The 13,976-nt window shown below is 66.3% G+C and carries 10 protein-coding genes; 7 read left to right on the top strand and 3 right to left on the bottom strand.

Annotation, left to right across the window (positions count from 1 at the left end):
• Positions 1-5: 5 nt before the first annotated feature.
• A complete protein-coding gene (locus ACAH41_RS03740; RefSeq protein WP_325655827.1) occupies positions 6-767 on the bottom strand; it encodes a hypothetical protein in 762 nt (253 codons plus the stop codon).
• A gap of 213 nt (positions 768-980) precedes the next feature.
• On the opposite strand from ACAH41_RS03740, the gene ACAH41_RS03735 reads away from it, so the two are divergent.
• Positions 981-2,051 (top strand): Stealth CR1 domain-containing protein, encoded by a 1,071-nt coding sequence (locus ACAH41_RS03735; RefSeq protein WP_325655826.1) that lies wholly within the window; start codon positions 981-983, stop codon positions 2,049-2,051.
• Here ACAH41_RS03735 and ACAH41_RS03730 read toward each other — a convergent pair.
• Entirely contained in the window at positions 2,042-2,635 is a 594-nt protein-coding gene (locus ACAH41_RS03730; protein ID WP_325655825.1) for a hypothetical protein, read from the bottom strand. The two genes, ACAH41_RS03735 and ACAH41_RS03730, sit on opposite strands and share 10 nt — an antisense overlap.
• A gap of 203 nt (positions 2,636-2,838) precedes the next feature.
• Between ACAH41_RS03730 and ACAH41_RS03725 the strand changes: the two genes are divergently transcribed.
• The 6 genes from ACAH41_RS03725 (at position 2,839) to urtE (ending at position 9,841) form a co-directional block, all read left to right on the top strand.
• The gene (locus ACAH41_RS03725; protein WP_325655824.1) at positions 2,839-3,897 is read left to right on the top strand and encodes a glycosyltransferase; all 1,059 of its coding nucleotides are present in this window, start codon (positions 2,839-2,841) and stop codon (positions 3,895-3,897) included.
• Positions 3,898-4,063: 166 nt separating this feature from the next.
• Complete coding sequence (gene urtA, locus ACAH41_RS03720; RefSeq protein WP_325655854.1) at positions 4,064-5,323, top strand: urea ABC transporter substrate-binding protein; 1,260 nt, start codon at positions 4,064-4,066, stop codon at positions 5,321-5,323.
• 135 nt (positions 5,324-5,458) lie between these two features.
• Entirely contained in the window at positions 5,459-7,042 is a 1,584-nt protein-coding gene (gene urtB, locus ACAH41_RS03715) for an urea ABC transporter permease subunit UrtB (RefSeq protein ID WP_325655823.1), read from the top strand.
• A 36-nt stretch (positions 7,043-7,078) separates the two neighbouring features.
• Positions 7,079-8,269 carry an urea ABC transporter permease subunit UrtC gene (gene urtC / locus ACAH41_RS03710; RefSeq protein WP_370538177.1) on the top strand — a complete coding sequence of 397 codons (1,191 nt, stop codon included), beginning with the start codon at positions 7,079-7,081 and terminating at the stop codon, positions 8,267-8,269.
• A complete protein-coding gene (gene urtD / locus ACAH41_RS03705) occupies positions 8,266-9,144 on the top strand; it encodes an urea ABC transporter ATP-binding protein UrtD (RefSeq protein WP_325655821.1) in 879 nt (292 codons plus the stop codon). Before urtC ends, urtD begins: the two co-directional genes overlap by 4 nt.
• A gap of 4 nt (positions 9,145-9,148) precedes the next feature.
• Positions 9,149-9,841, top strand: a complete 693-nt coding sequence (gene urtE, locus ACAH41_RS03700; RefSeq protein ID WP_325655820.1) for an urea ABC transporter ATP-binding subunit UrtE — start codon at positions 9,149-9,151, stop codon at positions 9,839-9,841.
• 6 nt (positions 9,842-9,847) lie between these two features.
• Here the strand turns inward: urtE and ACAH41_RS03695 are convergent, their stop codons facing one another.
• Positions 9,848-13,960 (bottom strand): YCF48-related protein, encoded by a 4,113-nt coding sequence (locus tag ACAH41_RS03695; RefSeq protein ID WP_370538176.1) that lies wholly within the window; start codon positions 13,958-13,960, stop codon positions 9,848-9,850.
• Positions 13,961-13,976: the final 16 nt, after the last annotated feature.

Here is a 13,976-nt window from a genome sequence, read left to right as displayed (position 1 = left end):
CGGCCTCAGCGCGCCAGTGCCCGCAGCTTTGCCAGATCTTCGCGCCGGTAGGTCGCATCCAGCTGAGGGTCGTTGCCGCCCTGGTCCACATTGCTGCGCGCCAGGCCCTGTGCCCGAGAGCCAGGCATTTCGTAGAAGTTCACCGGCACCGGCTCGATCTGCCTCACAGGAAAGCCTTCCCACAGCGCGACCGCGTTGAGCCAGATGTCATCCGCCCGCGGGCAGCAGCTCAGGAAGTCCAGCCCGCGGGCGCGCAAGGCGAGTTGCATCGCAGGCGGGTAGATGATGCCGGACACGCCGGTGGCAAAGTGCAGCAGGCTGGCTTGCGTCGAATGGCATTTGGGCCAGCGCTTGTAGGGCTGGAGGTGCCCGTCTGTCGTGAGTGCGATCACATAAGCGCGAAAGCAGTGCAGGGCAGTGTCGTCGGTTCGGTACGCCTGCTGCAATGTCTGCAGCCATTGACGCGGGTACAACTGATCGTCGTCTGCGGTGACCAGCGGCAGGCTGGGCGCAGGGTCAGACATCACCTGCGGGAAAAACTTCGTGTGAGGGCCAACGTCCCGGCAGCCGCGAATTTCGAGTCCACGCGACTGCTGGCGCACCAGCGAGGCTGGCAGCCCCTTGTCGATGAGGCCTTGGTCCAGCCACAGCACCAATCTGCTGGGCTGCAGTGCGCCGTTGGCGATGGCCTCCAGCGTGTAGAAGACGGTGGGCAACCGGACCGAGGTGGTCGTGATCGAAAGAACCGGTCCGCCTGGTGCGGTCATGGGTGACCGGCTGCGCGCGTTTTGTCGGCGCAAATGAGCCATCCACAGGGGCCTGACGAGCCGCTTGGCGGCGCGTCGCAGGCGGGCTGCAAGGCGATGGCGGCGCAGCGTGAACGGAGAAGCGTCAGTTGCGTACGGCATGGGCGCGGGCAGGTCAAAAGGCGAGGCAGTGTACCGTTCGCGCGTGTCGCGGCATCGCCGACAATCCCACGGATGTCTGCTGATTCGCGCATCCGTTCTACTGGCAACTTTTCGTCTTCTGGCGCGCACGCCGAGATCGACGCCGTCATCACCTGGGTCGACGGCAGCGATCCACGGCACAAGGCGAAGCTCAATGCGTATTTGAGCGAGATCGGCCGGCAGCCGGTGGCAGCCGCTGCCACGCGTTTCCAGTCGGTTGGCGAGATCGACTATTGCGTGGTCTCGCTGCTGCGCTTCGCGCCGTTTTTGCGGCGCATCCATGTGGTGACCGACGAACAGGTGCCGGCGCTGTTCGAGCGTGCGCAGCACTGGCCGGCCGAGTGGCGCGACAAGCTGGTGCGGGTGGACCACCAGCAGATCTTCGCCGGGCATGACGATGTCACGCCGAGCTTCAACAGCCGCTCCATCGAAACCGTGCTCTACCGCATTCCCGGTCTGGCCGAGCAGTTCGTCTACCTGAATGACGACTTCATGCTGGTCAAGCCGGTCCGGCCCGAGCATTGGTTCCGGGACGGCAAGCCGGTGTTGCATGGCCGCTGGCGTTCTGCGCCGGAACTGCGCTGGTCGCGCCGCCTGCGGAAATACTGGGCCACCCTCACCGGCCAGCCAGCCCAGGACAAGCGGCCCAGCCACCAGGATGCGCAGGCGCTGGCTGCCCGGCTCGCCGGCTACGAGCATCGCTTCCTGGAGCACGACCATCATCCGCATCCCTTGCGGCGCAGCACGCTGGCGCGCTATTTCGACGACCACCCGGAAGTCCTGCGCCGCAACATCTCGCCGCGCCTGCGTGATGCGTCCCAGTTCCTGGCGCAGATGCTGGCTGGCCACCTGGAAATGCGTGCCGGCACGGCTTGGCTGGAGCCAGCGTCCCAGACCGCCAACATCAAGCCGGCTTCGCTGTCGCCGCAACAGCTGGCCCGGCGGCTGCACGCTGTGGAACAAACCCCCGGGCTGCTGTACGTCTGCATCCAGAGTCTGGACCAGGCATCGCCGGCCGCCCAGGCAGCGGCGCTGGCCTGGCTTGATCGCTTGATCGGGCTCGCGCCGCCTGGCGAGATGTTTGCTCGCACGCCTCAGCCGTAGCGCTGGGCCTGCGCCATCTGCGGTTGCGGCGTCTGCATCCTGCGCTGGCGGGCTTCGAGCAGGCGCTGCACCAGCTTGCAGATCTGCCTGGCCTCGTGTTCGTCGATGTCCTGGCCCTCGATCACCGAGCGCTTGAACTGGATGCCGCTGACCACGCCGCTGTGCTCGATGAAGCCCAGCGTCAGCGTGCGGTTCAGCAGGTAATAGGCCGCGGCGAACAGCAGGCCGAAGCCGATGACCACTGCGCCGATCGTGCCGCTGCTGGGCTCTCGCATCAGCGAGCCTGCCACCAGGCCAAAGAGCAGCACGATGGACAGCGCCGTCTTCCACGGCTTGTGATAGCCGTAGTAGGTCGACGAGATGCTTTCCAGCGGGATCAGGCGTGCCTCCACGCCCGACAGCGATGAGCGGGTGAACTCCAGCCGCTCGATGCCGACGGCGATGCGGGTGGTTGGATCCACGCGCAGCCGGGAGAGCAACCATGCCAGCAGGCCGCCGTTGCGGCCCACGATGTGCACATAGTTGCCCTGTTCATCGACAGGCTTGTTACCGCTCTTCCATGACTTGATGACGAACGTCCCCACGACGGTCCTTTCATGCTTTTATGTACGGCTGTGCAGATTGTGGCAGAGCGCCCTGGCGCTGCGTGTCGCCGGCGTGTGAAGTGATCGCTGTGGCTGTGCCGAGACGAGCTGTCGGCACGCTGTCCATGCCTTTGGTACTGTCATCGCCGCGTCGCGCGGCCCGTTGAAGCTGGCATGCATCTGCCACTGGCAACCCGCCGACCATGAGAATCCTGCACATCGTCCTGTCCCGCGGTTTCGCTGGTTCCGAGCGCTCCACGGCAGAGTCCTGCAACGCGCAGTGCGAGCGCCACGACGTGGCCCTGGTGCTGCGCAAGGACCATCGCAAGCATGGCGCCAGCATCAAGGACCACCTCGACCCGCGGGTCCAGTGCTTCGAGCTGCCGCGCTTCTGGTTCACCGGCTGGCAGCTGGGGCGCGTGCTGCGCCGCTGGCGGCCCGAGCTGGTGCACTGTCATCTGCGCCGGGCCACCCGCCTGGTCGCCCGGCTGAAGCCGCCCTGCGCGTCCGTTTCCACGCTGCACATTGGCGTCAATGGCCCGCACTTCCTGCAGATGGACGGCCTGGTCTGCAATGCGCATTGGCAACTGCAGCAGTTGCCGAAGCACTATGCAGGCCGCGCGCTGAAGGCCCACAACTCGCTGACCCCGCACCGCCGGCTGTCTGCGGACGAAGTTGCCGCGCTGCGCGCCAGCTGGGGCGTGCGGCCCGGCGAGCTGCTGGTGGGCGGCGTGGGCCGGCTGACCGACGTCAAGGGCTGGGACACCTTGATCGCCGCAGTGCGCAGCCGCCCGGAACTCCACCGCCTGAAGCTGGTGCTGTTTGGCACAGGCTCCGCCGAAACCCAGCTGCGGGCGCAGGCGGAAGGCGACGCGCGCATTCAACTGCTGGGCTTCCGGGCCGACGTGAAGGACTGCTACCAGGCCTTCGACGTGTTTGTCTGCCCCTCGCGCTTCGAGCCGCTGCCACGCGTGGTGCTCGAAGCCATGGACGCCGGCACGCCGGTCATCACGTCGACGGCCGACGGCTGCCGCGAGCTGGTCGAGGACCACGGTGGCGAACTGTTCCCGATCGGCGACGCGCAAGCCCTTGCCGGGCTGCTGGCCGGCCATGTGGCGCGGCCCCGGCCTCGCCACCGGCCCGACTTGTCGGCCCACGACGTCGCGGTCAGCAGCCAGGTGATGCTCGGCTTCTACCGCGAACTGCTGGCCCGCCGTGACCGCCAACTGCTGACCGAAGCCGACGCCGAACTCGCGCTCTGAACCGGCACTGCCTGCCTTGCACGCGGCACCTATACGCCAAGCTGCGTATAGGTGCGAACCCGGGCTGCTCCTAAGCTTGCGTCAGCCGTGAGACACGGCACACCGCCTCGCCCCAGAGGCTTGGCTGACACATCCCCCACAGGTTTCGGAGCACCCACCCATGAAAATGTCCCGCCGTTCGATCACCGCGCTGGCCGCGGCTGCCTGCGCGCTTGGCTTCACCTCGCTGGCCCAGGCCGAAGACACCATCAAGGTCGGCATCCTGCACTCGCTGTCCGGCACCATGGCCATTTCCGAGACGGTGCTGAAGGACGTCGCGCTGATGACCATCGACGAGATCAACGCCAAGGGCGGCGTGCTGGGCAAGAAGCTGGAACCGGTCGTCGTTGACCCGGCTTCGAACTGGCCGCTGTTCGCCGAGAAGGCCAAGCAGCTGATCGACCAGGACAAGGTGGCCGTCGTCTTCGGCTGCTGGACCTCGGTCTCGCGCAAGTCGGTTCTGCCGGTCTTCGAAGAGAAGAACTCGCTGCTGTTCTACCCGGTGCAATACGAAGGCGAAGAGCTGAGCAAGAACGTCTTCTACACCGGCGCGGCGCCGAACCAGCAGGCCATTCCCGCAGTGGAATACCTGATGAGCAAGGACGGCGGCGGCGCCAAGCGTTTCGTGCTGCTGGGCACGGACTATGTGTACCCGCGCACCACCAACAAGATCCTGCGCGCCTTCCTGCACAGCAAGGGCGTGGCCGACACCGACATCATGGAGGAGTACACCCCGTTCGGCCACTCCGACTATCAAGGCATCATCGCCAAGATCAAGAAGTTCGCTGGCGAAGGCAAGAAGACCGCCGTCATCTCGACCATCAACGGCGACTCCAACGTGCCCTTCTATAAGGAACTGGGCAACCAGGGCCTGAAGGCGACCGACGTGCCGGTGGTGGCCTTCTCGGTCGGTGAAGAAGAGCTGCGCGGCGTGGACACCAAGCCGCTGGTCGGCCACTTGGCCGCGTGGAACTACTTCATGTCGATCAAGAACCCGACCAACGCAGCCTTCATCAAGCAATGGAGCGACTACGCCAAGGCCAAGGGCATCCCGGGCCACAAGGACAAGCCGCTGACCAATGACCCGATGGAAGCCACCTACATCGGCATCCACATGTGGGCCCAGGCGGTTGCCAAGGCCAAGTCCACCGACACCGACAAGGTCATCGCCGCGATGGCCGGCCAGACCTTCAAGGCACCGGGTGGCTTCACCTCGACGATGGACAAGGAAAACCATCACCTGCACAAGCCGGTCTTCATCGGCGAAGTGAAGGCCGACGGCCAGTTCAACGTGGTGTGGAAGACCCCGGGCCCGGTCGTGGCCGATCCGTGGAGCGACTACATCCCGGAAAACAAGGGCAAGAAGAACATCCCCGAAAAGAAGTAACCCCCCTACCGCAGCACAGCTGCGGCCCCCCAGGGGGCGCCACCAGTGGACCGGCGGAGCCGGATCCACGGCGGCTGCTTGAAGGCGCGGGCGGCGTTGGCGGCCCGCGTTTCTTCTCAATCGAGGGTTCTCGAGATGATTCGATTTCTTGCGGGACTCGGGCTGGTGTTGTCGGCGGCGCTGCCTGCGCACGCACTCACCACGGAGCAGGCGAAGGCCATTGCGGCGGGGGACACGGATGCGCGGGTGGCGGCGTTGAATGACGCTGTCGCGCGTGCGGATGCGGGGCTGCCGAAGCTCGTTGCGGCGCTGCTGGACGATGCCGTCAAGCTCGCGCCGGCGCAGGTGCTGATCGTCGATGGCGAGAAGGTCAGCGATGCGGCCACTGGTGCCGCCGCCACGCTGCCCGAAGACGCGGAAGACGTGGTCAACAACAACCGCATGCGCGGCGCCTTGCAGGCGGCGCAGGCCGGTCTCAAATTGCTGTCGCCCGACATTGCGCTGCGCCGCGAAGCGGTGACCGAACTCGCCAAGGACACGCTGGACCCGTCCCAGCTGCCGCTGATCGACAAGGCGCTGGCCGCCGAAATCGACCCCTCACTGAAAGACCGCCTGGGCCTGATGCGCGCTGCGCTGCAGATTGCTTCGCCGGACAAGGCCCAGCGCCTGGCCGCGGCCCGGTCGCTGGGCGAAAGCGGCATGTCGCAGGTCAAGAGCCTGCTGCAGGCGCGCCTGGCCGAAGGTGGCGAGAGCGACGCCGAAGTGCGCGGCGTCCTCCTCAGCTCGGTCGACAAGGTCTCGGCCCGTCTGGCCTGGGGCGAGCGCCTGGGCGTGGTCTTCACCGGCATCAGCCTGGGCAGCATCCTGCTGCTGGTCGCGCTGGGCCTGGCCATCACCTACGGCCTGATGGGCGTCATCAACATGGCCCACGGCGAGCTGATGATGATCGGCGCCTATGCCACCTACCTGGTGCAGAACCTGTTCAAGGCTTACCTGCCGGGTCTGTTCGACTGGTACATCCTGCTGGCCGTGCCGGCCTCGTTCCTGGCCGCGGCGCTGGTCGGCGCGGTGCTGGAGCGGTTGGTCATCCGCTGGCTTTATGGCCGGCCGCTGGAAACGCTGCTGGCCACCTGGGGCATCAGCCTGGTGTTGATGCAGGGCGTGCGCGGCCTGTTCGGCGCGCAGAACGTGCCGGTCGAAAACCCGGCCTGGATGTCGGGTGGCGTGGCCGCGATGAGCAATCTCACGCTGCCGTACAACCGCCTGGCCATCATCGTCTTCGCCTTTGCGGTGCTGGGCGGCGTGGCGCTCTTGATTGCCAAGACGCGGCTGGGCTTGTTCGTTCGCGGTGTCACGCAGAACCGCCGCATGGCCGCCTGCATGGGTGTCAACACCGCCCGCATCGACACCTATGCCTTCTCGCTGGGCGCAGGCATCGCAGGCCTCGCCGGTTGCGCCTTGAGCCAGGTCGGCAACGTCGGCCCGGACCTGGGCCAGAGCTACATCGTCGACTCCTTCATGGTCGTCGTGCTCGGCGGTGTGGGCCAACTGGCCGGCACCGTTTACGCGGCCCTGGGCCTGGGCGTGCTGAACAAGCTGCTTGAAGGCTGGGCCGGCGCGGTGCTGGCCAAGATCATGGTGCTGGTCTTCATCGTCGTCTTCATCCAGAAGCGGCCCCAGGGGATCTTCGCCATGAAGGGTAGAAGTGCTGAAGCTTGATTGCGGCACGCCTGACGAATCAATGGAATGAGTGAGATGACCACCTTGAAGCTTCCTCCTCCCAAACGCGGGCTGCTGCTCGGCAAGGCCGGCTGGGCCGGGCTGATGCTGGCGCTGATCGTTGTCACGGTAATGGCGCCGCTGCTGAACCTGGTGGTGCCTGAAGGCAGTGTGTTCCACCTCAGCGACTACGCGGTGGCGTTGATCGGCAAGATCATGTGCTACGCGATCTGCGCGCTGGCGATGGACCTGATCTGGGGTTACACCGGCATCCTGTCGCTGGGCCACGGGCTGTTCTTCGCGCTCGGCGGCTATGCAATGGGCATGTACCTGATGCGCCAGATCGGCCATGACGGCAACTACAAGAGCGACCTGCCGGACTTCATGGTCTTCCTCGACTGGAAGGAACTGCCCTGGGCCTGGGCCTGGAGCGACTCGTTCATCTTCCAGATGATCTGCGTGGTCGCGGTGCCGGGCGTGCTGGCGCTGATCTTCGGCTTCTTCGCCTTCCGCTCGCGCATCAAGGGCGTGTACTTCTCCATCATCACGCAGGCCATGACCTTCGCGGCCATGCTGCTGTTCTTCCGCAACGAGACCGGCTTCGGCGGCAACAACGGCTTCACCGACTTCAAGCGCATCCTGGGCATTCCCATCGCCCAGCCGTCCACCCGCATGGTGCTGTTCGTGCTGACCGGGCTGGTGCTGATCGGCTTCTGGGTCATGGCGCGCTACCTGGTCAACAGCAAGTTCGGCCGCGTGCTGCAGGCCATCCGCGATGCCGAAACCCGCGTCATGTTCACCGGCTATGACCCGCTGGCCTACAAGCTCGCGATCTGGACCCTGTCGGCCATGATGTGCGGCGTGGCCGGTGCGCTGTACGTGCCGCAGGTCGGCATCATCAATCCCGGCGAGATGAGTGCGGCGTCGTCGATCGAGATCGCGGTCTGGGCCGCAGTCGGCGGCCGGGCCACCTTGATCGGCCCCATCGTTGGCGCGTTTTTCGTCAACGGTGCAAAGAGCGCGTTCACGCAGATCTTCCCGGAGTTCTGGCTGTACTTCCTCGGCGCGCTGTTCATCGCCGTGACGCTGTTCCTGCCGAACGGGCTGGTGGGGCTGGCCGCGCAACTGCGGGAACGCGCCAGCACGTCGGCCAGGCTCAAGCGGTCAAAGGCCGCCGAACAAGGTACAGAGCCAGTCACCGAGATCGCCCAGGAGGCCCGCGCATGACCCCCGAACTGCAGGAAGCCGGCGCCGCGCAACTCGCCGCTGCGCAGGCCAAGTTGCAGGAAGCTTCGTCAGGCGGACGCGACGCGTCCTTCGGTCGCGTGCTGCACGGCGCCCAGCCGGACTTTGCCCACGGCGTGGCGCTGTACCTGGACGAGATCACCGTCAGCTTCGATGGATTCAAGGCCCTCAATGCGCTGAGCCTGGCGATCAATGTTGGCGAGCTGCGCTGCATCATCGGCCCCAACGGCGCCGGCAAGACGACAATGATGGACGTCATCACCGGCAAGACGCGGCCGGACCTGGGCACCGCCTCCTTCGGCTCCAACATCGACCTGCTGCGCCTGCGCGAAAACGACATTGCGCAGATCGGCATCGGCCGCAAGTTCCAGAAGCCCACCGTCTACGAACAGCTCAGCGTGTTCGAGAACCTGGAGCTGGCGCTGAAGGCGGACCGCCGCGTGCGCGCCAGCATCTTCTCGCGCCTCACCGGCACCCAGCTGGACCGCATCGCCGAAATCCTGCAACTCATTCACCTGCTGCCCGAGGCGCAGCGCACCGCCGGCCTGCTGAGCCACGGTCAGAAGCAGTGGCTGGAGATTGGCATGCTGCTGATGCAGGACCCCAAGCTGCTGTTGCTGGACGAGCCGGTGGCTGGCATGACGGACGAGGAGACGGAACGCACGGCCGAGCTCTTCCTGTCGCTCGAAGGCCAGCACTCACTGGTTGTCGTCGAGCACGACATGAAGTTTGTCGGCGAACTGACGCAGGGCTGGAAGAAGGTCACGGTGCTGCACGAAGGCAGCGTGCTCGCCGAGGGCACGCTGGCCGATGTGCAGTCGAATGAGAAGGTTGTTGAGGTCTACCTGGGGCGCTGACCAAATGCTGAAAGTAGATTCACTCAATCAGTACTACGGTGGCAGCCACATCCTGCGCGGTCTTGGCTTTCAGGCCAAGCTCGGCGAGGTGACGGTGGTGCTGGGCCGCAATGGCGTGGGCAAGACCACGCTGCTCAAAAGCCTGATGGGCGTGGTGCCGATCAAGACCGGCAGCATCCAGCTCGACAGCCAGGACATCACCAAGGACACGCCTTACGAGCGCGTGCGCAAGGGCGTGGGCTATGTGCCGCAAGGCCGCGAGATCTTCGGCCGCCTCACGGTCGAGGAAAACCTGCGCATGGGCCTGGCCTACAAGAAAGCCGGCACGCCCATTCCGCCCGAGCTGTTCGAGCTGTTCCCGGTGCTGAAGCAGATGATCAACCGCCGCGGCGGCGACCTCTCCGGCGGCCAGCAGCAGCAGCTCGCCATCGCGCGCGCGCTTGCCGCCGGTCCCAAGCTGCTGATCCTCGACGAGCCCACCGAAGGCATCCAGCCCAGCATCATCAAGGACATCGGCCGCGTCATCCGCATGCTGGCCGACCGCAAGACCATGGCCATCGTGCTGGTCGAACAGTTCTATGACTTCGCCGCTGAACTCGCCGACCAGTACCTGGTGATGGAACGCGGCGAAATCATCGCCCGCGGGCGTGGCGAGGACATGGAGGCCAATGGGGTGCGGGACTTGATGTCGATTTGAACCCTGTCAGTAACGGAGCGTGGGCGCGGTCCCAGTTTTCGGCGGAAGCGAGGCGGCGTGCAGATCCCGGCTTTCCTTGCGCAGCATGTGGGCGATGTCCACGAGATTGGCGAAACGCAACCAGCGCTGCCATGCGATAAGCCGGCTTTTCAGCGCCTGCGCGTCATCAGGCAGTTCGGTATCCGTCGGCAAGGCCCTCAGCCTGGAGAGAAATGCCGCTGTTTCGCCCAGGGTCAGCCAGGGCGCCTGCGTCGGCGCGAGCGTAAGCAGCGCATTCATCTCCTGCCGGAGCTGGGCAGGCCAAGGGTTGTCGCTGGTGTACCAGGCGGCCCGCGTGACCGTGCCGGGCAATGGGCCGGCGCCCGGTGACGCAGCGACATCAACCGCGCTACCCGAGGTGGTGGCCAGCGCCTCGCCGTAGCTGGTCAGCCAGTCCAGCGTGACATCGGTTGGCGCTTTGGGCCAGCCCGTGTGCTGGCTGCGTTCGCTCACGCCATCGCGGAAAGCGTGGCCTTGCTCGTTCTGCCCAGCGGCTTCCCGGCAAGCCGAGAGATGCGCATGCAGCCCCTTCACCAGATCGCCTTCGGCCAGCAGATCCGCCGCCAGCAAGCTGACGATCAGCGCCTCCTGCTGCTCCACCAGGGTGCGCGTCAGCGAGGGCCTGTTGCGCAGCCAGGCGCCATAGCGGTGGCGCCAGCGCAGCAGTAGCTGCTGCCAACCGCTGCCGTCGCCTTCGGCCACCCGCACGCTCATCGCGGCGAAGCGAGCCATGTTCTGCAGCCGGCGCCATTCGCGTGGCGTGCTCAGCACCGGCCGCAGGGCCTGCTGCCAGGCCAAGATGGCTTCTCGGAAACTGGCTGAATCGCGAATCAACTGGGAAGCCCACATCAGCCACAGCCCGGCCGCCAGCAGGCCCAGGACGGGGCCAGCCCACCACACGGCAGTTGGCGCGGTGTTGGGCTCGGGCTGCAGGACCGTGACCGGGCCTGAATTGACCGGCCGGCGCTCCTTGTCGGGTTGGGTTGTCGTTGGCGGGGGCACTGGCTGGGTGGTTGTTGCGCCCGGCAACTGGGGAGCCGCCGCGGCGGTGGTTTGCCACCGGTCCGCGAGCAGTTGGCCCACGCCCCAGGTGCAGCCAAACACCAGCGCCAGCACCAGCACCCGCCCGGCAGCGCTCTGCGCGGCGCCAGGCGACCAACGGCGTGCACTGCGGCGCAGCCCAGCGAGCAGCGCCCAGGCGGCGGTGCCCACGCCGCGCTTCAAGCTTCCCATGAAGGAGCGCAGTGCTGCTGAGGCAGCCTGCTGCCGCCGGCCGCGCCACAACCTGCGCAAAGCCAGCGCCACCCGCTTGGCCCGCCAGGCAAGCGAAGTGGCTGGCTGCAATCGGGTTTCGGGCAAGCCCGATGCGCGCTCGCGCAGCACCACGCTGGCCGCGGAGTGCGCGGGCAAGCTCAGCCGCAGCTGCACGATCTTGCGCAGGAAGCGTTCGCCGAAGTGTTCTCGGCCTGCCGCCTCAGCTGCCTCTGGTTGCAAAGCCTTGGCCATGTCCTTGTAGGCCAGGCCCACCGCGGTTTTCACATAGTGCCAGTCCATGCCCAGCACGGCATGGCAGTCGGCGCTGCTGAACAGGAAGTTCAGCGTGCTCATCACCTTGTCGATCTGCTCCGGGTCGCACCGGTCCAGGTCGTCAATGATCAGCACCAGCTTGCCCTTGCCCAGTGCCTGGCACACCTCCTCAAACTCGCGTTGAAACAGGTAGCGCTTTCCCGCATCCGAGCTTGTGTCGGCCACCTCGCTCTTGGCCATCAGCTTTTGCAGCGGCGCTGTGAAAGGGCTGAGCTTGGAAGCCAGCGTGTGCAGCAGCAGCCCGAGCGCGAGCAGCGTGCCGGCTGCGGGTGCAAGTTGCTTGAGCGGGGCTGCCAAGGCCAGCAGCCAAGCCGGCAGGCTGGCGCCCAGGGCCTGGTTCACCTGGGCCAATTGCGCGTCGACCAGCAAGCGCGCACCTTCCGGCCACTGCAGCAGGGCCAAGGCAGCGACTCCTACCAGCAGCGCCAAAGGCCACCATTGCCGCAGCACCCGCAGCCACAGCAAATGCAGCCGAAACCGCAGCCCCTGCAGCGTCAGGCCGCTGGTGCCGGCTTGCTGCTTGATGTGCGCCATCAGGGCCGCCAGCAGTTGGGTGTCTTCCCGGTAATGCCAGGCGTTGAACCACACAGGGTGCGCGTCAGTGGCTTTCAGTTCCCGCGCCAGCATGCGCAGCAGCGAGCTTTTGCCCATGCCCCAAGGCGCGCAAACCGCCACCGCCAGCGGCGGGGCCGTGTCCTGGTTGCGCAGCAACATGGCCAGCGCCTTGGCCCAGCCCGCCATGGCCAGTCTGTCGTCGTCTGGGTGGTCAATCGGGTTGTCATGCACCCCGCCTTCGTCCCCATGGCGGAGGGTGTCGAGTTGGGTGCTGATGCTTGCCAGGCAGAGTGCTAGCCACGCGATGGCGCTGACCAGCGCCAGCCATGAAGCCGGGCTGGGCAGCAGCAAAGCTAGGTCACCCACCCCAGCATCCACCCAAGGAGGCGTGCTTGAAGATTGGGTGACCCAGGAGGCGCCGCCATCGGCGGTGGCCAGGATGATGCCGTCGTAGCCCGCGGCCCAGCCGTGGGTGCCATTGGCGCTGAAGCTCACGCTGGTGAGGACTTGCGAGCTGCCGCTGGCCTGGGGCTTCCAGGAGGCACCGCCATCGGTGGTGGCCAGGATAGTGCCGCCGGCACCCACCGCCCAGCCCTTGGCGCCATCGGCGCTGAAGCTCACGCTGGTGAGCCATTGCGAGCTGCTGTTAGCCTGGGGCTTCCAGGAGACGCCGCCATCGGTGGTGGCTAGGATGGCGCCGCTGTCGCCCACGGCCCAGCCGTGGGTGCCATCGGCGCTGAAGCTCACGCTGTTGAGGATTTTCGAGCTGCCGCTGGCCTGGGGCTTCCAGGAGGCGCCGCCATCGGTGGTGGCCAGAATGGTGCCCCCGTCGCCCACGGCCCAGCCACGGGTGCCGTCGGCGCTAAAGCTCACGCTGTTGAGGCTTTGCGAGCTGCCGCTGGCCTGGGGTTTCCAAGAGGCGCCGCCATCGGTGGTGGCCAGGATGGTGCCACCTTCGCCCACGGCCCAGTCCCGGGAGCCATCGGCGGTGAAGCTCACGCTGCGGAAGCCTTGCGAACTGCCGCTGGCCTGGGACTTCCAGGAGAAGCCGCCATTGGTGGTGGCCAGGATGGTGCCGCCTACGCCCACGGCCCAGCCTCGGGTGCCATCGGCGCTGAAGCTCACGCTGCTGAGGTATAGCGAGCTGCCGCTGGCCTGTGTCTTCCAAGAGGCGCCGCCATCGGTGGTGGCCAGGATGGTGCCGTCCCAGCCCACGGCCCAGCCGCGGGTGCCATCGGCTGTGAAGCTCACGCTGCTGAGGTATTCCGAGTTGCCGCTGACCTGCGGCTTCCAGGAGGCGCCGCCATCGGTGGTGGCCAGGATGGTGCTGCCGGAACCCACCGCCCAGCCCTTGGCGCCATCGGCGCTGAAGCTCACGCTGGTGAGCCGTTGCGAGCTGCTGTTAGCCTGGGGCTTCCAGGAGGCGCCGCCATCGGTGGTGGCCAGGATGGTGCCGCCTTCGCCTACGGCCCAGCCGTGGGTGCCGTCGGCGCTGAAGCTCACGCTGGTGAGGTTTTGCGGGCTGCCGCTGGCCTGGGGTTTCCAATAGGCGCCGCCATTGGTGGTGGCCAGGATGGTGCCACCTTCGCCCACGGCCCAGCCACGGGTGCCGTCGGCGTTGAAGTTCACGCTGGTGAGGTTTTGGGAGCTGCCGCTGGCCTGGGGCTGCCAGGAGGCGCCGCCGTCGGTGGTAGCCAGGATGGTGCCGACGTTGCCGACTGCCCAGCACTTGCTGCTGTTCACGCAGTAGACGCTGTTCAAGGTAGCTGCGGGGCTGATGATTGTTTCGCGTAGCTTTTGAGGCGCAAACGCCACCGGTTTCAGCCAGGCGTTTGCGTGCTGCAGGTCGCCCCAGGCAAAGTCTCGCTGGCCTTCGGGGATCTGCTGCATGTCGAACCGCATCCACAGGCCCACTGCGATCAGAAGCAGCAGTGGCAAACCCAAGCGCCCGAAT

Source organism: Ideonella sp. (assembly GCF_041287625.1).
GTDB lineage: Bacteria > Pseudomonadota > Gammaproteobacteria > Burkholderiales > Burkholderiaceae_C > Ideonella.
The sequence above is the reverse complement of the archived record's forward strand: the minus strand, read 5'-3'. Positions and strand labels throughout refer to the sequence as shown.

Excerpts from the sequence above, each read along its gene's own strand:
- ACAH41_RS03740 (WP_325655827.1), bottom strand. The coding sequence starts at position 767 with ATGACCGCACCAGGCGGACCGGTTCTTTCGATCACGACCACCTCGGTC.
- ACAH41_RS03735 (WP_325655826.1), top strand. The coding sequence starts at position 981 with ATGTCTGCTGATTCGCGCATCCGTTCTACTGGCAACTTTTCGTCTTCT.
- ACAH41_RS03725 (WP_325655824.1), top strand. The coding sequence starts at position 2,839 with ATGAGAATCCTGCACATCGTCCTGTCCCGCGGTTTCGCTGGTTCCGAG.
- urtA (WP_325655854.1), top strand. The coding sequence starts at position 4,064 with ATGTCCCGCCGTTCGATCACCGCGCTGGCCGCGGCTGCCTGCGCGCTT.
- urtB (WP_325655823.1), top strand. The coding sequence starts at position 5,459 with ATGATTCGATTTCTTGCGGGACTCGGGCTGGTGTTGTCGGCGGCGCTG.
- urtC (WP_370538177.1), top strand. The coding sequence starts at position 7,079 with ATGACCACCTTGAAGCTTCCTCCTCCCAAACGCGGGCTGCTGCTCGGC.
- urtD (WP_325655821.1), top strand. The coding sequence starts at position 8,266 with ATGACCCCCGAACTGCAGGAAGCCGGCGCCGCGCAACTCGCCGCTGCG.
- urtE (WP_325655820.1), top strand. The coding sequence starts at position 9,149 with ATGCTGAAAGTAGATTCACTCAATCAGTACTACGGTGGCAGCCACATC.